We start from the raw sequence: 21,012 nt of genomic DNA on the forward strand, positions 1-21,012 counted from the left end.
CCATGGAGACCGAACGCATCGCACTGAGCCTGCGCGTCCGGCCCGGTGAGGAGCGCACGCTGGCGCGGCTCCTCACCGCGGCGCCCGTGGACGACCGGGACGGCGGCCGGGCCCCCGCCCCGCCGGCACGTCCGGTGGCCACCTTCCTCGCCCCCGGCCGGGTGGTGCACCTCACCGAGCGCCCCGGCCGGGGCCGCTCCACGGCGCCTGCCGGGGCGCCCGACCGGGACGCCGAGCTGCGGCACCTGTGCGAAGTGCCGGAGGGGCTGCCGACGGCCACCTTCCTGGCCCGCGCTTGCCTGGACCGCCGAGCCCACTACCGCCGCCCGGAACCACCGGGCAAGGACCTACAGCGCCGTGCCCTGCTCTACCCGGTGCGACCCGGCCACGGCGAGGAGCTGTGCCGTCTGCTCAGCGCCGGCGTCGCCCCCCGTACTCCGCAGCGGCTCGCCTCGGCCCTGGTCAGCAGCACGGTGTACGCGCGAGAGGACACCGTGGTGCGGTACTGGGAGGCCACCGCCTCGGCGGAGGAGGAGCTGGACAACATCGCCCGTGTGGTGCCCCGCTCGCCTCTGGGCGCCGCCCTCAACCGGCTGCTGTCCTTCCCCGCCGACCTCACCACCGCCGAGGGATTCCGCGCCTTCTTCACCACCTGCGCCATGAACCCCCACCCCGTCGATCCCCGGCTCGGCGACGGGGACGGGGATGGGGACGGGGATCAGGAAGGACGCTTCCGCGCGGTGACGTAGCCGAACGGCGCCGAGACTCCGGAGCTGTGGTGGTTGGCGGCCGCGAGGGCCAGCGCCAGCCGCTTGCGCGGTTTGAGACCCAGGCCCGCCGTGGCGTGCAGCGCGCCGAGTGCGAATTCCTCCCCGCACCCGACGGCCGCGTATCCGTCGGCGGGCTCGGCTATCTGGTAGTCGGCGTACACGGCGAACAGGCGGCCGTCCACGCCGACCAGGAACGTCCCGCCCTCCTCCTGCTCGGAGTCCTTGCGCGCCCAGCCGCCCTTCTTGAGGCAGGCGCGCAGCGCGTCGACGAAAGTGGTGGCCATGAACCGGTCCAGGTCGCCCTTGGGTTTGGGCGCCTTGAACGCGTGATGCAGCAGCTGCCCCATGCGGAAGCTGGTGGTGAAGCCCATGGCGTAGGGGCCGTTGCGGAAGATCTTCGGATCCCGGCGGATGGTGAGGCTGTAGCCGCAGACGCCGGCCGAGTCCCCGCCCAGATGCACCCGCTTGTTGTGTACCAGCCCGACGATGACGGTCATGTGCCTCCCCCTCTGCCGTACCACCCACTCCACCTGCCCGGTCAGGCAACGGTCGCTCGCCGAGCCTGGGATTCGGTCGGGGCGGGATGGTGCGCGTTCCCCGGTGTCCAGCCGATGGTCCGCCCGGATGCGGCTTTCGGGAAGCACATCGGCCGACCGCGGCTGAGCACCGGGACCGCTCCGCCTGCCCGAGCGAGAAGAAAACGAGTTGTCGCGGGCAGCCGGACTGCCCGAGCATCTGCCCATGACCACGATCACCGCCTGCCTGCCGCCGACCTCCACCGTCCGATCGGTGCGAGGCCGACAGCAGCCCGGTCGACCGCGGAGGCCGATACTCGCGCACACGTGACCGCCGCCCTGGTCGCGGGCCTTCTCGCCGGCTACGGCATCGCCGTGCCGGTGGGGGCGGTCGCGGCGTATCTGGTGGCCCTCACCGCCCGGACGTCATGGAAGGTCGGTGCCGCCGCTGCTCTGGGGGTCGCGACCGCCGACGGCCTTTACGCCTTGATCGCCGTGGTCGGCGGCTCCGCGCTCGCCCAGGTGATCGGGCCGATCGCCCTTCCGCTGCGATGCGCTTCGGCCGTGGTGCTGATCGCGCTGGCGGCCCACAGTGGCGCAAACGCGATCACCCGGTACCGCGCGCGCCGGACGGCGACCCGGGCCGATGAGACCCACGTCAGCCCCGCCCGGGCCTATCTGGGATTGCTGGGCATGACGATGATGAACCCGCTGACCGTCGTCTACTTCGCGGCGCTGGTGCTCGGCAGCCGGACCGCGGCGGATCCCAGCCGGCTGGAGCAGGCCGCGTTCGTCCTCGCGGCTTTCCTGGCATCCGCAAGCTGGCAACTGCTTCTCGCCGGCGGCGGAGCACTGCTCGGCCGGGCGCTGACCGGCGACCGCGGGCGGCTCGTCACCGCCCTGGCCTCCAGCGCGCTGATCGCCGTACTCGCCGTCCAACTGCTGATGTCGGTGCCCTGACCCGCGTCGGCCGCGCTCACCCGCGGACGCCCCCGCCCGCTACGACAGCGAGTCGGCGACCACGGATGCCGCGTCCGCGATCAGCTTGTTGTCGAAGCGGGCACCCTTGTCGTGACGGTTCGACAAGATCGCCATCACGATGGGGGCGGCGTTGGGGCGCCACACCACGGCGATGTCGTTGCGGGCACCGTAGTAGCTGCCGGTTCCGGTCTTGTCGCCGACCACCCAGCCCCCCGGCATCCCGGCCCTGATGAGCTCGTCTCCGGTGACGTTGGTCCGCAGCCACTTCGTGAGCCGGGCGCGTTCGGGCTTGCCGAGCACGTCCCCGAGCACGTACGCGCGCAGGTCCTTCGCGATCGCCCGCGGCGTCGTCGTGTCCCGCGTCTCGCCCGGTACCCAGCGGCTCAGCTCGGGCTCGCGGCGCTCCATGCGGGTCACGTCGTCACCGATCTTCTCGAGTGCGGCGTCGAGGGCCTTGGGCCCGCCGAGCGCGTCGAACAGCAGGTTGGCCGCCGTGTTGTCGCTGAAGCGGACGGCGGCCTCGCACAGCTCACGCAGCGTCATCCCGGTCTTGACGTGCTTCTCGGTCACCGGGGAGTAGTCGATGAGGTCGCCCTTCGAGTAGGTGATCACTTTGTCCATTCCCTTCAGGGAGTACCGGCGCAGCACGGCACCGGCGGCGAGCGCCTTGAACGTGGAGTTGTAGGCGAACCGCTCGCCGTCGTTGTAGGCCACCTCGCGGCCGGTGCCGGTGTCGATGGCGTAGACACCCAGTCGGGCGCCGAACTTCCGCTCAAGGTGCTTGAACTCGCGGGTGTACGGTTGCGCGGCCTTCCCCGGCCGCGCCGCCGTGGCGGATGGCGATGGCGAGGCCGCGGAGCCGTCTTCGCCGCAGCCCGCGAGCGGGACGATGGCGAGCGCGGCGAGCGCACCGAGAACGGCGCGCCGGGCACGGGTGTGCTGCATGGTCCAAACCTCCTGGGCGCCCGCACGCAGGGCGCGGTAGCGGAGGGAGCGCAGGCGGCTCCATCCGGTGAGTGGTCGTTGGTGCTGGGACCACCCTGATCGTCGGCGGCCATGCGGTCCAATACGCTTATGCGCTGTTCCATGCCGATCTGGCATAGGGTTCAGGCTGTGGATCTTGTGGGAGCGTGTCGCGCGTTCGTCAGCGTCAGCAAGCACGGCAGCTTCACCGTCGGAGCGGCCGCGGTCCGGATGTCCCAGTCGGTGGCCAGCCGTCGCGTCGCCGCACTGGAGGAACACTTCGGTGAGCAACTCTTCGAGCGCACCTCGCGGCGAGCCGTCCTCACCCCCTTCGGACGGGACATGCTGCCGGTGGCCGGGCAGCTCGTGCGGGCGGCCGATGTGCTGCTGCACGAGGCGGAAGCCGCCAAGCGCAAGCCGTGGCGGCTCGCGCTGCCCGCCATCTGCTCCACGGTCGATCTCGCCCGCCTCGTGGCCGAGGCCCGCGGGCACGGCGTCAACCTCGAACTCCACCCCGCCGCGCCCACGCGGCGCGGGGAGCTCGTCCACGCCCCGTCGGGGGCACTCCCCGGGGTGGCCGGGCGAGTGCGCGCCGCCGTGCTCGCGGTGCCGCCGGACGAGGCGAGGTGGTCCGTGCCGCTCGGGCTCGCCGCTGCCCAGGACCCCGGCGTGAACCGCGTCTACCTCGAAACACTGCGGATACGGCGGGCCCGCCCCGGCCCCGCCCGCCATATCTGGATCCAACCGGAAGACGACGTCCCGCACATCCGCGACCCGCTGACGCGGCTGCGCGACGCGGTCGGCCTGCGGCCCGCGCAGGTCCTCGCCGCGGCCGACGTGACGACCGCCGCGGCGGAGGTCCTCTGCACAGGCGACCTGCTGCTCTGCTCTCCCGCACAGGCCGCGGAACTCGCCCTGGAATGGCGGCCGATCGGCGAGATCACGCTCAGCCGGGGATACGCCCTCGCCGTCGCCGCGGAGGGCAACCCGCACCCCATCGAGGCGCGCCTGGGTGACGCCATCGCCCGCTGCCTCGGCGCGGACGGCACCCGGGCGGGCACCACCGGAGGGACGACGGCGTGAACACCGAGGCACTCCTTGACGACCTGCGCCGGCAACTGCGCGACGGCGGCCTGCACGGCTGCCTGCTGGTACGGGACCTCCACTCCGGCGAGGAACTGGGGATCGATCCGGACACCCGGCTCCCCGCCGCGTCCCTGGTCAAGATCCCGCTCGCGCTGGCGACGGCGGAGCGCATCCGACGGGGCGAACTCGACGGAGCCACCCTGCTCGACGTGCCACCAGGGCGGATCACCACCCCCGGCCCCACCGGGCTCAGCCGCTTCCGCCACCCCGCCCGGATCGCCATCGACGACCTGCTCTACCTGAGCACCTGCGTCAGTGACGGTACGGCCGCCGACGCGCTCTTCGCCCTCACCCCGCCCGCCCGGGTCGCCGACATCCTCCACGGGCTCGGCCTCCGCGGCGTCACCGTCCGACACGGCATGCGCGAGCTCTCCGACACCCCCGTGGAACGCTTCGACGCCGCCCAGGCCCATCTCGCCCACGCCCTGGCCATCGACTCGGGCACCAGCGGCCGCGGACACCGGGTGGAGCAGCTCGACACCAGCCGTGCCAGCACCGGCAGCGCACGCGCCTGGGTCGAACTGCTCCAAGCCCTGTGGACCCCTTCGAAGATCCACCCCGAAGTGGCGAAGCGGGTGCGCGACCTCATGGCCCACAACCTCATCCGGCACCGGCTCGCCCCGGACTTCAGCTCCGACGCCACCACCTGGTCCTCCAAGACCGGCACGCTGCTCAACCTCCGCCATGAGATCGGTGTCGTGGAGCACTCCGACGGCCAGGCCTTCGCCGTGGCCGTCCTCACCGAGTCACTCGTCCCGGCCGGCACCCAGCCCGGCGCCGAAGCCCTCATGGCGGAGGTCGCCCGGACCCTCCGCGACCACCTCCGGCAGTTCTAGCCACCGCGACCGCCGGCCGGCTCCGCGGAGGGGCCCGTTCCGGCTTGCGGTTGCCGTTGCGTCAACTTCTACCGTCTTGTCGTGGGGCCGGAGAGACCGGCCCGGCGATGGGAGGCAGGGCAATGGCCTGGTCGATCGCGGATGTGGCCCGGATGTCCGGGGTGACGTCCCGGACGCTGCGGCACTACGACGAGATCGGCCTGCTGCCGCCGGCATGGATCGGCGGCAACGGGCACCGCCACTACCAGGAGGCCGAGCTGCTGCGGCTGCAGCAGATCCTGCTGATGCGGGAGCTGGGTGTCGGGCTGCGGGAGATCCGGGCGGTCCTGGACAGCCAGGTCGATCAGGTGGCCGTACTCCGCGAGCACCACCTAAGGCTGCTGGCGGAACGGGACCGGCTGGAGACGCTCGCCCACACGGTCGGCCGCACCATCGCCGAACTGGAGGAAGGCAAGGACGACAACGACATGGCGAAGATCAACAGGCCGGAGAACCTCTTCGAGGGCTTCGAGGCCTCACGCGCCGAGCTCTCCCGCTCCGAGATCGAGGCGCGCGAGCGGTGGCCGGAGCAGTGGGAGCAGTCCCGCCAGGTCATCGAGACGATGACCACCGAGGAGACGCAGCGGTGGCAGCGTGAGGTGACGGCGCAGATGATCCGCATGGCGGAGTTCATGGTGGCCGGCACACCGGTCGCCGACCCCGGGGTACAGGCCGAGGTGGACGCCCATTACCAGGGCGTGTGCCGCTTCTGGACCCCGAACGCCGCCGCGTACAAGGGACTGGGCCAGACCTACGTCGACGACCCGCAGTTCCGGGAGAACTTCGACAAGATCGCCGACGGGCTGGCCCCCTACCAGCGCGACGCGATGGCCTGCTACGCCGACGCTCGGCTGAGCTGACCGACGGGCCGCATCGCCGGGGGGCTGCAGACCCCCGGCGACGGGCCCCCTCTCCCTACCGGCAGGTTCACGACCAGGCGGGGTCCGTGAGGAACTCCGCCAAGCGGTCGGCCGCTTGCGTGAGCCAGTCCAAGCGCGCACCGTCGCGGGCGATACGGAATCCGTGGCGGCGCCCCCAGAACGCGGCCTGGACCGCATGGAGCTGGGCCCAGCGCCGCACGCGCTCGCGATCGAGCTCCGCCGCCTCCGCGAAGACGCACAGCGCGCGGTGCAGCGCCTTGCGCAGGTCGTCCGCTCCGAGCAGCGTCAGCGCGCGCGACTTGAGCAGTGTGCCGCCGTCGTACGCGAGGTCTCCCACGTACCCCTTGGGGTCGACGGCCAGCCACGCCTCACGGTCGGCGCGCAGGATGTTGCGCGGGTGCAGGTCACCGTGGATGAGGGTGTCCGGCTGGACGCGGCCCAGTTCGCGGACGGTTGCCACGGCGGCGTCCAGCACGTGGCGCGGCAGGGTGTGCGACAGCTCCACGGCATCCTTGCGGAGCTGGTCCTCCCACACATCGGCCTGCTCCTGGAGCCGGGGCAGTCCGGGCGGCGCGGGAATGGCCAGCCGACGACCGACCCGCCCCGCGACGCTCACCACCTCATCGCCGTCCTCGACCTCTTCCAGGGTCGATGACCGGACCCGCTCCAGCAGCATCGCGAAGCGTTCGTCGTCGCGCTCGTGCAACAGCACGGCACCGCGCCCGCCCCACGCCGTGAACGCGTCCGGCTCATGGACGTTGCCGGGGTGGGGGAAGGACACCTTCACCACGGCGGCTCCCTCGACCGGCCGTCGCACCGGAACGACGACTCCCACGCCGCCGTGCATGACGTCGCCGTCCGGCACGCACCCCCAGCGCGCCAGCAACTCCTCCACCATCCCGGGCAGTTCGGCAAGCCATGCCGCGCCGGGCTCTCCCTCACGCTCGATCGTGGTCCGTGCGAACGCCTCTGGAATATCGACCATTCGGGCACCCTACGCACCGGCCCGACGCCGCCCCGGCTCGGCCCCGGGCAAAACCCTCGTACCCCTCAACCCGTTCGCGGGCGACGGCCCGGCCGCAGCAGTCGCTTCTGCACCGATTCCAGCGGCCCGTGCTCGAACCTCCGCAGCCACAGGCTCGAACCCACCACCAGCACCAGGCAGATCGCCGCCCACAGGCCCATCACCCACCACGGCCCGGCGTCCGCCCGACGGGACGCCAGTCCCAGGCCGATGCCGTAGCAGGCCAGCATGGCGAGCACGTTCTGCAGTACGTAGCAGGACAGGGCGGTACGGCCGACGGAGGTCAAGGCGGAGACCAGTGGGCCCGGCCGGCGGAGCCGGTCCATCAGCATCCCGATGAGACCGAGGTAGCCCATCGCCAGTACCGGCGCCACCCCGTACCGCTCCAGCAGGAAGAAGTCCGAACCGCCCAGGACCGCCAGGACTTCGAGGGGCAGGCCGACCCCGAGCCCCCACCCGGCCATCCGGCGCCGGATACGCCGCCCGGCCGCGTCGTCCGAGAAGGCCCCGGCCCTGAAGAGCCGTACGCCGAGCAGGAAGAGGAACACCAACAGCCCGAAGGTGAACACCGGTTCCACGCGCAGCGCCCCCGCGTGCGACAGCCGGAACGCGACCTGCTCCCCGTATCCCCCCTCGGCGTACAGCTCCACCGCTTCGGCGTCGGGGGCGCCGTCCGAATCGCCGTCCGAGGCGAGCAGCGCGGCGGCCGTGAGCAGCGTCACCGCCGTCAGGTGGAGGCCGCCCATGGTGATCCACGTGACGCGCTGGGCCCGCGCGGACCGCGTGAGCAGCCAGGCCACCAGCAGCGCGACCACCGCGTAGCCCATCAGCACGTCCCAGGCGAAGACGAAGACGAAGTGCACGGTCCCCTCGACGAAGAGGAACAGCGCCCGCCACTTGTACCGGCCCGGCCACGGCTGCCCGCGCCGGGCGGCCGACCGGAACTGGATGGCCAGCCCGACTCCGAAGAGGATCGTCAGCATCGACAGGAACTTGCCGTTCGCCAGGGAGCGGAAGACCGCCTCCGCCACCCCGGCCGGGGAGGACAGGTCCACCGCTTGGATCCCGGCGTTGCCGCTGAGGACGCCCCACTCGGCGCCCGGCCCGGCGAAGATCCAGACGTTGCTCATCAACGTCCCCAGAATCGCCACCCCGCGCAGCACATCCAGCAACGGCAGGCGCGCTCGCGCTCCGTCGCCCGCTCCGCCGGCGGCCCGCTCCGCCGCCATCACTGCCCCCGTGCCCACCGTCCTGGCCTCCTGATCCCGCCCGTGATCTCCGCTTTCCACCATGGTCGGGGCGATCAGAGCCGGATTCCTCGTCCGCGGCGACGAATGACCACTACATCCTTCGATGCAGTGTCACGACCCGGTCAGGTGCGGTGGACGAGGAGCCGGTCGATCGGTGTCCGGTCGGCCCAGGGGCGTGGTGGCGGGCCGGGGAGCGCTGTCAGGGGTCCGAGGGTGGGGGCGGCGGTGTAGGCGTTGCCGGGGGGCAGCAGCGGGCCGTTGTTCTCGGCCGGGGCGCCGGTGGGGAGCCCTCCGGTGAGCAGGAGGGTGAGCAGGACGGGCACGGCCGCGCGGGCCAGGGAAGCGGTCGCGGTCCTCAGCCGGTCGCGGTGGGCGAGGGGCATGGACAGCGCGAGGCTGCCGGTGTGGCTGCCGGCGGTGAGGGGCACGGCGGAGCAGACCGTCTGCGGGGAGTATTCGCGCAGGTCGTAAACGGGTTGGTTGGGTGCGATCCGGTCCAGGGTCTGGAAGAGAGTGCGGCTGTTGGTGATGGTGCGGCTGGTGAGCCGGGCGATCTTGTAGCGGGCGAGGTGCTCGGCCCGGCTGTCGTGGTCGAGCTGGGTGAGCAGGCACTTGCCGACCGCACTGGCGTGCGCGGACGCGCGGAAGTCGACCCACTCCTCGACGCGGGGGGCCACGGGGCCGTCCGCCACGTGGGTGATCCGGACATCGCCGTCCGCGTAGTGGCTGAGGTAGACGGCGGCGCCGATGCCGTCCCGGGCGAGGGCGAGGGTGCGCTGTAGTTGGGCGCCGACGCCGGAGCCGCCGGGTGCGGCGAGGCGGTCCAGGGCGGGCCCGGGGAAGTAGACCCTGCCGGCGATCCGCCGGGCGAAGTCAGACGCGCACAGCATGGCCAGCAGCGGGCCGAGTTGCTCGTCGGCGAGATGGCATTCACGGCCGATCTGCCCGCTGTCGACGCCCAGGCGGTGGTGTTCGAGGGTCTTCACCACCCCCAGGGCGAGGCGGGCCGTGCGGAGGGCGTCGTAGTCGTCGACGGCGGGGCTGGTGGCCTGCTGGGCGGCTGCCGTGACGCTGGGGTGGCGGAGGGCGAGCTCGGACCATCGGGGCCGCGTGGCGGGTGTGGTCTGCCCGGGCACCGCGAGCGCGAGCTTGGGCGCGACGGCGGTGGCCGGCGGAGCGGGAGCCAGCGGGCACGGGTGCTCCTCGGACCGCTGCCTGCCGGAGCCGGGGGCGTCGGGCGCGTGCGTGACGGGTGCTTTCCGGATCAGCTCCGCCACGGCGGCGGGGAGGCTGGGCCGGGGCTCGGGGGCCGGGCCGAGGTCCTCGTGATCGTGGTCGGTGACGCAGGCCAGCAAGGTGGGCGGCAAGGTGCTGTTGGCCGGTGCGGCGGCGCGCCGGCCCCACGAGGCGTGCGGGGAGAATCCGCGGCGGGCCAGCGGCCGGGCCCACAGCGCGGCGTCGTGGTACTCGCCCTGGCGCGCGTGGTCGAGGAAGAGACAGTAGGCGGCCGCGTCGCTGTCGGCTCCGGCGGCGAACTGCCACCAGAACCGCGCGCCCTCCTCGTGCCCGATCAGGTAGAGCAGGCAGGCGAAGACCAGGGCACCGTGGGCGTCGGCCGGCCCCGCCTCGATGAACTCACCCAGCCGGTCGGTGGCGTCCTGGCCTTGGAGGACGAGCACGCTGACGGCGTTCAGATCGCGCCAGGCCGTTTCCGCGTCCACGAGCTGGTCCTGGCCGGGGTCGCTCCACTTCAGCGGGACCAGCGGCACCAGCGGGACCGAACCGTGTCCGAGGTGGCCGGTCTGCCGGCAGGCGCACCCGCTCGTCGGTGCCTGGCGCTGGGCCCTCCGGCGAAGGAGCCGGCTCATGGCTGCGGAGACGTCGTACCGGGAGTACCGGTCCGAGACCCTGGCCCTGGTGAAGAAGTCCTCCAGGTGCCGGAAAAGCTGGCGGTCCCTCATGATCTGGTCTTCCCGTCTCCGCTGGGGTCGGTGGGGATGTCGAGTAGCCGGACGAGGCGGTTCCGTGCCAGGCGGAGGTGGGATCGGGCGGTGGCCTCTTCGATGCCCATCATCGCTGCCGCCTCGCGGGCGGTGCAGTCCAGGCCGTAGCAGAGGATCACCGCGTCCCGCTGGCGCTCGCTCAGCCGTCGCACGGCCGTGTAGAAGTGGATCGTGCCGGTCAGGACCTCGTACGGATCGATGACCGTGTCCTTGACGGCGGCCTCGAAGGCGGTGATGTCCATCGGTTCCGGGCGCAGCCTCCGCCTGCGCTGCTGATCGATGATCCGGCGCTTGAGGATCGTCCAGGCGTACCTCTCCAGATGCTCCATCTCCAGCATCCGCGGCCAGGCGTCCATGATGGCGTCGAAGGTCTTGTCGACGGCTTCCTCCGCGTCCGCGTCCGAGCCGAGTTGCAGGTAGGCGAAGCCCAGGTACGCCTTGAACCGGTCGGTGTGAAAGGCACAGAACGACAGCCGCTCCGCGGGCTTCCACTGGCTCATGGGGGTGGGTTGCTGACGGCGACTGGGCAGGCTCACGGCTCCACCGGATTCCTCCGGTCCGCCCTCGCTCACCGGTCCGCCTCGCGACGGCTGTACTGCACGTGTCCTCCCTGTGACGTGGTGGCGGCGCCGTCCTCCCCCCGGCGCGGGAGGCGACCGCCTCCACCTATAAAGCGCCTGGGAGGGCGCGGAGCGTGCAGGCGAAAAGCGATCAATATGACGGTCGGTTACCGAACCCATCCGATCAGCATCAGCCGTTGACGTGAGTCGGCTCGACGGTCATGTGTTCTCTCGGTCGTCCGATGGTGCCTGTGTGCCGTGCTCGTGGAATGACGGCACGCGCGGCGGGGACTTGTGGTGTCATGTTCGCGAAATTGCGGCGGATTCTGATGACAGTGCTCGCGGCAGCCGCGTTGGCGGTGGCGGCTATGCCACCGGCCCAAGCGACCGGGGGCGGCGACGGCGAATACGTCGTCAACGGCGAAACGGTGGCCAGCGCCGGCAGATATCCGTGGATGGCGCAGGTGATGTTCCTGAATTACGGGCGCCCGGTGGGTTCGTGCACGGGCAGTGTTCTCGGCGACGAGTGGGTGATCACCGCGGGGCACTGCGTCGAGGACCGGTCGATGGGGATCGTGGTGCATGTGGGGGACGTGCGGCTGAAGACGTCCCCGACGGGCGGTATCGGCGTGACGGACGTCATCCGCCACCCCCGGTACGCCGACTCCGGCTTTCTGCAGTACGACGCCGCGCTCCTGCACCTGGAGCGGCCGCTCACCTTCGGCCCGGCCGTCTGGCCCATCAAAGTGCCGTCCTCGCGACTCGTGGCCTATCAGCGGCCCCTGACGGTGGCCGGCTGGGGCCGTACGAGCGAGGAGGGGCCACAGGCCCCCGTCCTGCAGGAGGTCAGCCAGCCGGAGAGCCTCACCTGCTTCTCGCACGCGGGCATGGACCGCGGCCTCCATGTGTGCACCCGGATCGAGCACAACAGGGCCACCTGTTACGGGGACTCCGGCGGGCCGCTCATGGACGAGGTCGACGGCACCCACCACCTCGCCGGCCTCGTCTCAGGGATCGTCGGCTCCTACCGCTGCGGTACGGACGGGGCCGAGAACTACTTCACCCGAGTCTCCGCCGTCGTCGACTGGATCAGCCGGTACGTTCCACCGCAGCCGCCCGGGGCCGGCCGTCGTTGGGAGGACGCCAACCGGCCCGACCCGGAGCGGGTCGGGGTGTCGGTGGACGTGAGCGGCCATACCGACGCCCAGGCCGGGCCGGTGTCGAGTCAGTCGGGCAGCAGGCCCGCGGTGCTCTCCAGGACGGCCATGGCACTGGACAGTTTCATCGCGGCCTGCGCCCAGGCGAGGGAGTGCGGCCCGTCGAGTACCTCTCCCGCCACCTCGTCCCCACGATGAGCGGGCAGGTCGTGCAGGAAGGACGCTCCCGGCCACCGGCGCATGAGCGCCGCGTCCACGTGGAAGGGACGGAACACCTCCCGCCAGGCCGGATCCGCTTTGCGGGTTCCGGTGGTCTGCCACCGGGTGGTGTAGACGACGTCCACCTGGTCCGGCAGGGCGGCCAGGTCGTGCGACTCGGCCAGCGAGGCGCCGGTGCCCTCGGCCAGCCGCCGGGCGTGCGTCAGCGTGCCGGCCGGGAGGCCGTACCCGGGCGGCGTGACGAAGGTGGTGTGGGCGCCGGGCACCGTGGCCATGCCGTACGCGAGCGCGGTGGCCGTGTTGTTGCCCTCGCCGATGTACAGCACACGGATCCCGCTCAGGTCGCCGTGGGCGAGGGTGAGCGTGGCGAGGTCGCACACGCCCTGGGTCGGGTGCTCCTCGGCCGCCATCGCGTTGATCACCGGCAGGCCGCCCTCGCGGGACAGCTCTCGCAGTTCGGCGACGGGGCTCGCGGTGCGTGTGACGAGCAGGTCCAGCATGGCCCCGAACACCCGCCCGGTGTCGCCGACCGACTCCCCGGTGTTGAGCTGGAGGTCATGCGGGCCGTAGGCGATCGGCGTGCCGCCGAGCCGCGCGGTACCCACCTGGAACGCGGTCCGGGTGCGCGTGGAGGTGCAGCTGAACAGGACACCGACGACACGCTCGCGCAGCGGCCGATCATGCGCCTGCCGGTTGTGGAACAGCTCGACCGACCGCGCGACGAGCTTGCGCAGGGCGGCGGGCTCCAGGTCCATGAGCGAGAACAGCCCGCGCTCGCTCGCGGGGACCGGCCGGCCGTAGAGGTTGTTCACAGGGTCTCTCCCTCCCTAAAGGCACATCCGTCGGACGCCACACACATCAGGCGTAATGGCGCGTTCGTCAGGCGTGAGAGCGCACCCGTCAGTACAGGCGCAGCCGCTGTCCGAGCCCGCGGCGTACCGCGACCCGGTGCACGGCGTCCAGCAGGGCGACGTCCAGGATCGCCATGCCGAACGGATTGCTGATGACGTGGCCGCCACGCGGCCGAACGGCCGGCACCTGACCGGTCAGCACCTGCCCGAGCGTCCCGTTCACCACGGGCGCGGCGCCGGCCTGTGGACCGGCGGCTCCATGGCCGGCCTCGGGCGCGACACCGGGCGCGCTGACCAGCCCGTCCCGTAGCAGAGCCCCCAGGACGCGCCGCGGGTTCTCCGCCACCAGGGCGATGTCGTCCACATAGAGCGCCTCGGCCGTCAGGAAGGCGTCGGGCAGCAGGTCGGCCAGGGAGACATGAGCGACGAAGGTGCCCGGCTCAAGCCACCCGGCGGGCAGATACCCGGCGTCCGCGGTCGTCGTGGTCACGATGACGGGGGCGGCTCCCACGGCCGCCCGCGCGCTCTGCGCGATGTTCGGCAGCAGACGGGGGCAGTGCCGCGTGAGCCACTGTGCCAGGCGCTCGGCACGCGCCGGATCGGTGTCGTACAGGTGCACGGTCTTCGCCTGCGGGAAGGCGGTGTCGAGCATCTCCAGGTGGAGGCGGGCGAGCGTGCCGCAGCCGATGACGCCGAGCGTGTCCCAGTCCGTGGGCCCGAGGTGGCGCAGGCTCACCATGGTGTACCCGGCGGTGCGCGCGGCGCTGAGCCAGCCGGCTTCGGCGATCACGACCGGGCGGGCCGTGTGGTGGTCGAAGAGCAGGCTGATGCCGGCCGCGCGCTCCCTGCCGAGAGCGGGGTTGCTGGTGGCCGCGTTGATGAGCTTCACACCGCGCACCGGAGTCTCGCCCGCTGCCTCCACCGCACCCAGCATGGCCAGCGAACGGCAGTAGGCGCCCGCCTCGTTGGTCCAGGGCAGGTATCCCTCCGGCGGCATACGAACGGCGCCCTCGGCGTGGTGCCGGAGGGCGCCGGCGATCGTGTCGCACACGTCCACTTCGCTCGCGCACGCCAGCATGGCCGCGCGGTCGAGAAAGAGCAGCTCTTCGGTCACGTGCCGCACTCCTTTACGCTCATGGGTCCGGACGATGTCGCCTGCGACGGCCGGCACGCGCGGTCCTTCGGCGCGTCGCCGCCCACTCGGCTCGGCTCCCCGAGGAGCGAATCGACGGCGGCGGCCCTGGGCCGCGGAGGTCGCGCCGGGACGACCTCGGCTTCGTCGCCGGCGTCCCGGTCGCCGATCCCCTGGCCGAGCCGCCAGGCCCCGGAGTACACGGTCTCCTCGTAGCGGTCGGCACCGTCCGGGCAGACGCAGGCCGCCGCCGTCCGCCCGGGGTCGGTACGGAAGACGCGCAACGCCGCCGCGACGAGCGCTCCCGAGCTCGCCCCGATGCCCAGGCCCGTTTTCTCCCGCAGCCACAGGCAGGTGCTCACGGCCTCCTGCGGTGTGACGTAGAGGGTCGGGCGGTGGCCCTGGGGCAGGAAGGAGGAAGTGCAGCTCGCTCCGATCCCGGAGAGCACTCGCCTGCCCGGCGGGCCGCCGAGGGCGGCCGACCCGGTGACGTCGACGCCGATCAGTTCCCAGTCGGGTCCGGCGCCGGAGAGGTAGCCGCGGAACCCGGCGAGCGTGCCGCCGGTGGAGACCGCGACCAGGACGCTCATACGGGCACCCGCGGTCTGGCGGTGCAGTTCGGGGGCCGTCCAGCGGGTGTGAGCGGCCGGGTTGGCGGGGTTGGTGTACTGGTCCGTCCAGACGAGCCGGGGGTCGTGGCGCAGGCGGTCCCGGATGTACCGCAGGCGGTTGAGCAGGTAACCGCCGGCGTGATCCGGGGCGTCCACGCTCACCACCCGGGCGCCCAGCGCCCGGATCTCCCGCACCAGCGAACCGCTGACGCGCGGGTCCACCACCGCCGTGAACGGAACCCGGTGCGCCGCCGCGATGGCGGCCAGGGCCAGACCGAGGTTGCCGGACGTGGACTCGATGACTCCGGCCTGCCCGTCGATACGCGGGGCGACGTCCTGCCACAGTGCCAGAGCGGTGCGGCCCTTGATCGATCCGTACGGGTTGTACGCCTCGAGCTTCAGCCACAGAGTCCGCGGCACGCCGCCGATCCGGAGGCGGACGGGGACGACGGGGGTGGGTGGGCAGTCCATGGCGGGGTCCCTGGCGCGGTGCGGGTCCGTTGCGGCCCTCTCCTCGTGCCCGCCGGACGTGGCCATGGTCGCTCCTTGCTGCCGCTCGCGGACTGGGGCGAAATCGAATGCCGGTGGCGCCGGAACGCGCTCAGGCTCGAGGGTCTCAGCGCGCTGCCAGGCGGTCACCAGCGTGAACGCGCCGTGCTGAGGGAGGCGATGATGACCGGAAACCATGGCCTTGCGGCGGATGGCCCCGTCCCGTGGCCTTGACCGGGTCAGGGTGGGCCGGACGCACACCGGAAAGCCGAATTCCTCACCCGGACGCATTTCTCGCCGAGGCTGAAACCACCTGCACCGCGATCGAAACGGGCACCCGCTATACCTGCTCGTCGAAGGAAGGACGAGACCATGCCCGCGATTTCACGCCAATGGGCGCTGGCCGACCACGGGTTGCTTCTCCTGCCCCACTGACACCGTCCGTCGGCATCCGACCGGACCGGCCAGTCGCAGCATATGCCCTGCGGATAACTGCTGGGCCGTGCGGCCGTACCGGACCACCAATTCAGTCAAATGTCTTTCGACGGGGTTTTCCTCTCGGGCCGGACCTGTTCGCGGTTTAGCATGAGGAGCTCGGTCCTGACACATCTTTCGTAGGAGGACTGGTGGGCGCCCCGCTGTCGAACGACGCGACACACCTCACCGCAGAGTCGGCCACTGAAGATCGCCAAGGGCGCGGGACCGGAGCGTCCCACGTGCCGTCACGGAAACCTGACACCCTCACGGTGCGGGTCTCCACCTACCGCCATCTCCGCCCGGCGGACCTGGTTCCCCCCGCGCGGCCACACGTGTTCTTCGACCCGGTGGACACCGAGATCACCGTGTGGGCGACCGCCGACCTCATCCGCCCCGGCCGCACGGTGCTCGACCTGGGCTCGGGAAGCGGCGCGGCGGCCGCGGCGATGGCCCGGGCGGGCGCCCGCCAGGTGCACGGCGTCGACATCTCCGACGACAGCCTCACCTGGGCGATGGAGCACTACGCCAGGGCGGGCGACGACGGGCGGGTGTCCTTCGGCCGCGCCGACTACACCCGGCTCTCCTCCGCCGAACTCCTCGCCACCTGCCCGTTCTCCGCACCGCCGGACGTGATCACCAGCAATCCGCCCTATGTGCCGCTGCCCTCCCACGAGGGAGCGGGCAGGACGTCCATCGACGGGGGAGCCGACGGTCTGCGACTCGTCCGGTACGTGGTCCGGCACGCCGAGGCCCTGCGGTCCGACCTCGCCATCACCATCGGCAGTTACACCTCGCCGCGCCACGCGGCGGCCCTGCTGCACCAGCACGGCTACCGGCTCTCCGCCATCACGCTCGGCGCGCTGCGGCTGGGCGACCACACCCGCGACAACGTCGCCAGGGTCCGCGACCTGGAGGCCGGTGGCGAAGCCCCGCTGTTGCGACTCGACGACGGCACCCCCTACTACCTCGTCATCGGGCTGTCCTGCGGCCGTCAGGACAGCGCACCGGCCGCGGCCCTCCCACCCGAGGACCTGCTGCCGCTGCTGCGGACGGCCTGCCGCTCGCGCACACCGATGCTCGAGGCGCTGGACGCCGACCCACTCCGGTGGCGCGTTCCGGTGCGGGTCGTGGCCCTTCCCGACGAATCCCGACGCCGCCATGTCTGACCCGGCGGCACAGGGCGGCACCGGCGTGTGGACCCCGAGCCGACCGCTGTCGGTGGGGGTCGAGGAGGAGTTCTTCGTAGCCGACGGGAAGAACCACGAGCTGTGCGACATAAGCCCCCTGCTCGACTCGGTGGTGGGCAGTCGCGGCCCGGACGGCACCGAGGAATACAGCACGGAGCTGCGCTCGTGCATGGTCGAGAGCCGTACCGGGATCTGCTGGAGCCTGGCCGAGCTCCGCGCCGACCTCCGGACCCGGCGGGACGCCCTGGTGCGGGCCGCCACGGATGCCGGATGCGCGATCGCCGCCGCCGGTACCTACCCCTCCGGTGACTGGCGACAGGTGGGTTTCACACCCAAGCCCCGGTTCGACCACATCGCCGGCACCTACGCCCGGCTCGCCGCCGAGCAGCTGATCTGCGCCTGCCACGTACACGTCGGTGTGGAGGATCGCGACACGGCCGTGGCCGTGATAAACCGAGTGCGCCCATGGCTTCCGGTGCTGTTGGCGCTGGCGGGCAGTTCGCCGTTCTGGACGGGTGAGGACACCGGCTACACGAGCTACCGGAGCATGCTCTGGGCCCGCTGGCCGATGGCGGGCGTCCCGCCGACCCTGTCGACCTACGCCGACCACCGCGCCCGGGTGCGCCGGCTCATCGACGTCGGCGCCAGCGCCGACACCGGTCAGCTCTTCTGGGATGTCCGGCCCGGCACCCGGTACGACACCGTGGAGTTCCGCATCGCCGACGCCTGCACCACGATCGACGAAGCCGTTCTGCAGGCCGCACTCTCCCGGGCCCTGGTCCACCGCTGCCTGACCGGCATCGCACACGGCGAACCGGCTCCACCGGTGGACCCCGAACTCCTGGCGGTCGCCAAGTGGCGAGCCGCCCGGTTCGGACTCGGCGGAGAGCTGGTCGACCCGATGGCGGCCGAACTCGTCCCCGCCACCGTGTTCGTGGACCGGTTCCTGGACCACGTACGAGGACCGCTCACCGACGCCGGGGACTGGGCCGAGACGACCGGCCTGGTGGAGCGGGTGCTCCGCCGGGGCAACTCCGCCGACCGCCAACGACGCGTCCTGGCCGACAGCGGCCGCCTCGCCGACGTGGTCGAGCTGCTGGTCACCGAGACCATGGCCACGTGAGCCCCGCTGATGGACCGCGAGCAAGGAGGAACCGCCATGCCGAAGGTGCCCGAATGTGTGATCACCGCCTACCCGGACGGCCCCCTCCTGGTACGCGGCGCCCACCGTGTCATCGACGCCAACGGCAACGAGTTCGAGGTCACCCGGCCGACGGTCGCCCTGTGCCGCTGCGGACGCTCCGGTCAGAAGCCGTGGTGCGACAGCACCCACAAGCTGACCCGCTTCCGTGACCCGGTACGCCCCCGCCGGCGCGACCCGGAGGAGAAGGCCGGCGACGCCGCGCAGGTGCCCGATGAGCCTCAGCGGCGACCATCGGACACCCCCTGACCGCTTGAACTTGTCGCCCCGCTCAACCCGCTGAGGGCGTCCCGGCCGTGCGGCCGGGCGTCCCCGGGGCGAGTTCGCCCTTCGCCCAGCGGGTGAGCAGGTACTCGGCGGAGAGGCCGTCGAGGCCGGTCCACGCCGACGCGCCGAAGAGCACCTCGGCCGCGATGGAGGGATCCTGCTCCAGCAGGGCGCCGACCAGGTCGTGCAGAGCGATCATGTCGTGCACGGAGTCGGCGATCACATGCTCGTCGAAGAAGCCGGTGGCCCGCGGGCCGAGGCCGAGCCTGCGCATTCCCTCCGCGACATTCCTGTTCGCCAGCGCCGAGGTCATCTCCGCGACCGCGAGATGGCCCGCGAGGGCGCCACGCAACCGCCGGTGCAGCCCGAACATCGACATGATGTTGACCGTCGCCAGGACCGGGCCGGGAATCAGGTCCACATGGGCGCCGTAACGGCTGTCCAGGCCCAGCGCGTCCATGGTGTTCCGGTACAGCACCGCGTGGATGCGCTCGGCCCGTCCGCTGCCGAACTCGTCGAACACGATCTCCAGCAGGGCCGCTTTGGCCTTGCCCGTCATACGGGGAATGGTCCAGGCGTGCGGGTCGGCCTCCTTGAGCTGATAGGCGGAACGCTGAATGACGTAGTCGCGTACCTCCGCGAGGGTGGCCTCGTCGCGCAGGTAGCGCGACAGGGACGGCCCGGGCTGGTTCGCGATCTCCGTCAAGGCGGCCACGACGTCCGGCTCGCCCCGCGCGACGGAACCGCCGAACCGGTCCCGGAGCGCGGCTTCGAACCTCTCCTCCAGCCGTCCGCGCAGCCGCATCAGCGCGGGCTGCCACTCCCAACGGTCGTCAACGCCGGAAAACCCGCGGTAGTGCAGCTCGTAGCAGACGTAGAGGGCAAGGTGCAGATCGTCATCGATCAGCGCGTCGCCCTCGACGACCTGGGGACACGAGAAGTCCCCCGGCCGGCGCGCCAGCGCGGAGAAGAGGACTTCGGTTACCGGACCCCGGGGCTCCGGCAGTACCGCGATCCCGTGCTCCGACGGTCCGACAGAATCAGATGCCACACCTGCCTCCTCATCCCCGTACCGGGTGCGCCCGCACGAGCTCGACGCGCTCAGCGACAGTAGAGCGCGGTGCCCGCGCCCATCAACACCGTCACTCTCGCCGCGCGCCCAAGGGGACACATCCGGTCGGAGGTCAAAGGGCCAGCCGCAGGGGCGCGGTGACGGGCAGCTCGGGCCATTCCGTGTTGGTGACGATGGCGAGTTCCCAGGGATGGCGTGTCCCGCGCTGCCACTGGCCGCCCGCCAGACGGACGGTCGCGACGTTGGGGACGGGGCCCGTTGTCCAGTCGAGATGGCCGGCCATGGTGTCCAGTCGGGTCCGGCCCAGCGCGGCGGCGATCGCGTGGCGGTCGGTGGGGTCGTCGGCGCCGGCCAGGGCGTGTACGGCCACCTCGAACAGCGCGTAGGCCAGCCCCAGGGGCTGGAGCCACTGCTTGCCGGTGCTCCGCTCGTAGCCGGCGGCCAGCTGGGCGGCGGTCAGGTCGCCGAGCGAGGAGCGGTAGGGGTGGTGGGGGCTCCAGTAGACCAGTGTGGCCACGTCCCCCGCCGCGTCCGGGTCGATCGCGGGGGAGCCGACCGGGTAGGTCAGCCAGCGTGAACAGGTGAGCAGCGCGGGGCGCAGCCCGCGCGCCGCGGCCTGTTGGCGGAAGAGCGCCAGATCGGCCGCGGTCGCGGCGCTGGTCACGATGGACACGTCCGCGTCGAGGAACGCTGTGATGTGGTCACCGAAGTCGGAGGTGTTCTCCTCGTAGCCGCCCGGGTCGACCACCTGGTGGCCCCGGCGGGCGGCCGTCGGCGGCACTCCGTGTTCGCCGTCGCGTGACCAGGTGCCTTGTGTACCGGCGTTCCACAGGCAGCCGACCCGCTGCCCCGGGCCGACGACGTCCCACATGTCGGCGAACACCGACGCGATGTCACCCAGGCCCCAGCAGAAGTGGTAGGTCCAGGTGAAGGGGCGGGATGCGGTCGCTCCGCGTCCGAAGTAGTAGACCTGCCACGGAAAGGTGCTGCTGACACACGGGACGCCGAGCTCTTCGCAGGCATCACCCACGGCGGGCAGGACCTGGGTGCCGGCCAGCGTCACGATGATGTCGGCCCGCTCGTCCTCCACCAGTTCCCTGACCGCGAGCCGGGCGGCCTCCGCCTCCGAGCGGCTGTCCCGGACCGCCAGGCGCACACCGCGGGCGCGTTCGCCGACGCGGATGCCGGACAGCGCAGGGCGCAGGTGCTCGGCCGCGAAGACCAACGGGTCACCCAGACTCGCCAGCCGGCCGCTGCGCGCGGCCACCACACCGATGACGAGTGTGGTGCGCGCTGGTCCCTGGGATGAGGCCATGGACGTCGGTCCTTTCGAGCACTGGACAGGCGGCAGGAGACCCTACTCGGAAGCCGCCTTCAAAGG

The 21,012-nt window shown here is 71.9% G+C and carries 19 protein-coding genes and 1 pseudogene; 9 read left to right on the top strand and 11 right to left on the bottom strand.

What is annotated here, in order from left to right:
• The first annotated feature begins 2 nt into the window (after window positions 1-2).
• Window positions 3-749 carry a SchA/CurD-like domain-containing protein gene (locus AC4BDD_RS29640; RefSeq protein WP_490688553.1) on the top strand — a complete coding sequence of 249 codons (747 nt, stop codon included), beginning with the start codon at window positions 3-5 and terminating at the stop codon, window positions 747-749.
• Here AC4BDD_RS29640 and AC4BDD_RS29645 read toward each other — a convergent pair.
• On the bottom strand, window positions 719-1,267 hold the full coding sequence (locus tag AC4BDD_RS29645; protein ID WP_490688554.1) for a hypothetical protein: 549 nt from the start codon (window positions 1,265-1,267) through the stop codon (window positions 719-721). The genes AC4BDD_RS29640 and AC4BDD_RS29645 overlap by 31 nt on opposite strands.
• Before the next feature lie 345 nt (window positions 1,268-1,612).
• On the opposite strand from AC4BDD_RS29645, the gene AC4BDD_RS29650 reads away from it, so the two are divergent.
• Window positions 1,613-2,245, top strand: a complete 633-nt coding sequence (locus AC4BDD_RS29650; protein WP_490688555.1) for a LysE family transporter — start codon at window positions 1,613-1,615, stop codon at window positions 2,243-2,245.
• A 39-nt stretch (window positions 2,246-2,284) separates the two neighbouring features.
• On the opposite strand, the gene bla is transcribed toward AC4BDD_RS29650, so the two are convergent.
• Window positions 2,285-3,211, bottom strand: a complete 927-nt coding sequence (gene bla, locus AC4BDD_RS29655; protein WP_490688556.1) for a class A beta-lactamase — start codon at window positions 3,209-3,211, stop codon at window positions 2,285-2,287.
• A gap of 168 nt (window positions 3,212-3,379) precedes the next feature.
• Between bla and AC4BDD_RS29660 the strand changes: the two genes are divergently transcribed.
• The 3 genes from AC4BDD_RS29660 (at window position 3,380) to AC4BDD_RS29670 (ending at window position 6,110) form a co-directional block, all read left to right on the top strand.
• Window positions 3,380-4,312 (top strand): LysR family transcriptional regulator, encoded by a 933-nt coding sequence (locus AC4BDD_RS29660; protein ID WP_490688557.1) that lies wholly within the window; start codon window positions 3,380-3,382, stop codon window positions 4,310-4,312.
• The gene (locus AC4BDD_RS29665; protein WP_490688558.1) at window positions 4,309-5,211 is read left to right on the top strand and encodes a serine hydrolase; all 903 of its coding nucleotides are present in this window, start codon (window positions 4,309-4,311) and stop codon (window positions 5,209-5,211) included. The genes AC4BDD_RS29660 and AC4BDD_RS29665 overlap by 4 nt, the downstream gene beginning before the upstream one ends.
• A gap of 122 nt (window positions 5,212-5,333) precedes the next feature.
• Window positions 5,334-6,110, top strand: coding sequence for a MerR family transcriptional regulator (locus AC4BDD_RS29670; protein ID WP_490688559.1), 777 nt, complete (start codon window positions 5,334-5,336; stop codon window positions 6,108-6,110).
• Between the two features lie 67 nt (window positions 6,111-6,177).
• Here AC4BDD_RS29670 and AC4BDD_RS29675 read toward each other — a convergent pair whose 3' ends face one another.
• The 4 genes from AC4BDD_RS29675 to AC4BDD_RS29690 form a co-directional block, all read right to left on the bottom strand.
• On the bottom strand, window positions 6,178-7,116 hold the full coding sequence (locus tag AC4BDD_RS29675) for an aminoglycoside phosphotransferase family protein (protein WP_490688560.1): 939 nt from the start codon (window positions 7,114-7,116) through the stop codon (window positions 6,178-6,180).
• Between the two features lie 65 nt (window positions 7,117-7,181).
• Window positions 7,182-8,384 carry a DUF418 domain-containing protein gene (locus AC4BDD_RS29680; RefSeq protein WP_490691976.1) on the bottom strand — a complete coding sequence of 401 codons (1,203 nt, stop codon included), beginning with the start codon at window positions 8,382-8,384 and terminating at the stop codon, window positions 7,182-7,184.
• 143 nt (window positions 8,385-8,527) lie between these two features.
• Window positions 8,528-10,366, bottom strand: coding sequence for an IclR family transcriptional regulator domain-containing protein (locus tag AC4BDD_RS29685; RefSeq protein ID WP_490688561.1), 1,839 nt, complete (start codon window positions 10,364-10,366; stop codon window positions 8,528-8,530).
• Window positions 10,363-10,908 (bottom strand): RNA polymerase sigma factor, encoded by a 546-nt coding sequence (locus AC4BDD_RS29690; RefSeq protein WP_490688562.1) that lies wholly within the window; start codon window positions 10,906-10,908, stop codon window positions 10,363-10,365. The genes AC4BDD_RS29685 and AC4BDD_RS29690 overlap by 4 nt, the downstream gene beginning before the upstream one ends.
• A 527-nt stretch (window positions 10,909-11,435) precedes the next feature.
• Between AC4BDD_RS29690 and AC4BDD_RS29695 the strand changes: the two are divergent.
• Window positions 11,436-11,999: pseudogene (locus AC4BDD_RS29695) on the top strand (serine protease); the annotation flags it as partial.
• A gap of 194 nt (window positions 12,000-12,193) precedes the next feature.
• Here the strand turns inward: AC4BDD_RS29695 and AC4BDD_RS29700 are convergent.
• The 3 genes from AC4BDD_RS29700 to AC4BDD_RS29710 form a co-directional block, all read right to left on the bottom strand.
• A complete protein-coding gene (locus tag AC4BDD_RS29700) occupies window positions 12,194-13,156 on the bottom strand; it encodes an ornithine carbamoyltransferase (RefSeq protein WP_490688563.1) in 963 nt (320 codons plus the stop codon).
• Between the two features lie 88 nt (window positions 13,157-13,244).
• A complete protein-coding gene (locus AC4BDD_RS29705; RefSeq protein WP_490688564.1) occupies window positions 13,245-14,309 on the bottom strand; it encodes a hypothetical protein in 1,065 nt (354 codons plus the stop codon).
• Entirely contained in the window at window positions 14,306-15,475 is a 1,170-nt protein-coding gene (locus AC4BDD_RS29710; protein ID WP_490688565.1) for a pyridoxal-phosphate dependent enzyme, read from the bottom strand. Before AC4BDD_RS29710 ends, AC4BDD_RS29705 begins: the two co-directional genes overlap by 4 nt.
• Window positions 15,476-16,143: 668 nt before the next feature.
• Here AC4BDD_RS29710 and AC4BDD_RS29715 point away from each other — a divergent pair.
• From AC4BDD_RS29715 to AC4BDD_RS29725, 3 genes are read left to right on the top strand one after another with little or no spacing between them, the layout of a single operon-like run.
• On the top strand, window positions 16,144-17,070 hold the full coding sequence (locus AC4BDD_RS29715; protein WP_490688566.1) for a methyltransferase domain-containing protein: 927 nt from the start codon (window positions 16,144-16,146) through the stop codon (window positions 17,068-17,070).
• Window positions 17,063-18,214: a carboxylate-amine ligase gene (locus AC4BDD_RS29720; protein WP_490688567.1), complete on the top strand. Its 1,152-nt coding sequence runs from the start codon at window positions 17,063-17,065 to the stop codon at window positions 18,212-18,214. Before AC4BDD_RS29715 ends, AC4BDD_RS29720 begins: the two co-directional genes overlap by 8 nt.
• A 36-nt stretch (window positions 18,215-18,250) precedes the next feature.
• On the top strand, window positions 18,251-18,541 hold the full coding sequence (locus tag AC4BDD_RS29725; protein WP_490688568.1) for a CDGSH iron-sulfur domain-containing protein: 291 nt from the start codon (window positions 18,251-18,253) through the stop codon (window positions 18,539-18,541).
• A 22-nt stretch (window positions 18,542-18,563) separates the two neighbouring features.
• On the opposite strand, the gene AC4BDD_RS29730 is transcribed toward AC4BDD_RS29725, so the two are convergent.
• Both AC4BDD_RS29730 and AC4BDD_RS29735 read right to left on the bottom strand, forming a co-directional pair.
• Entirely contained in the window at window positions 18,564-19,610 is a 1,047-nt protein-coding gene (locus AC4BDD_RS29730; protein WP_490688569.1) for an iron-containing redox enzyme family protein, read from the bottom strand.
• A gap of 133 nt (window positions 19,611-19,743) precedes the next feature.
• Window positions 19,744-20,946 carry an ABC transporter substrate-binding protein gene (locus AC4BDD_RS29735; protein WP_490688570.1) on the bottom strand — a complete coding sequence of 401 codons (1,203 nt, stop codon included), beginning with the start codon at window positions 20,944-20,946 and terminating at the stop codon, window positions 19,744-19,746.
• Between the last annotated feature and the right edge of the window lie 66 nt (window positions 20,947-21,012).

The organism is Streptomyces sp. JLBT605 (genome assembly GCF_058215555.1).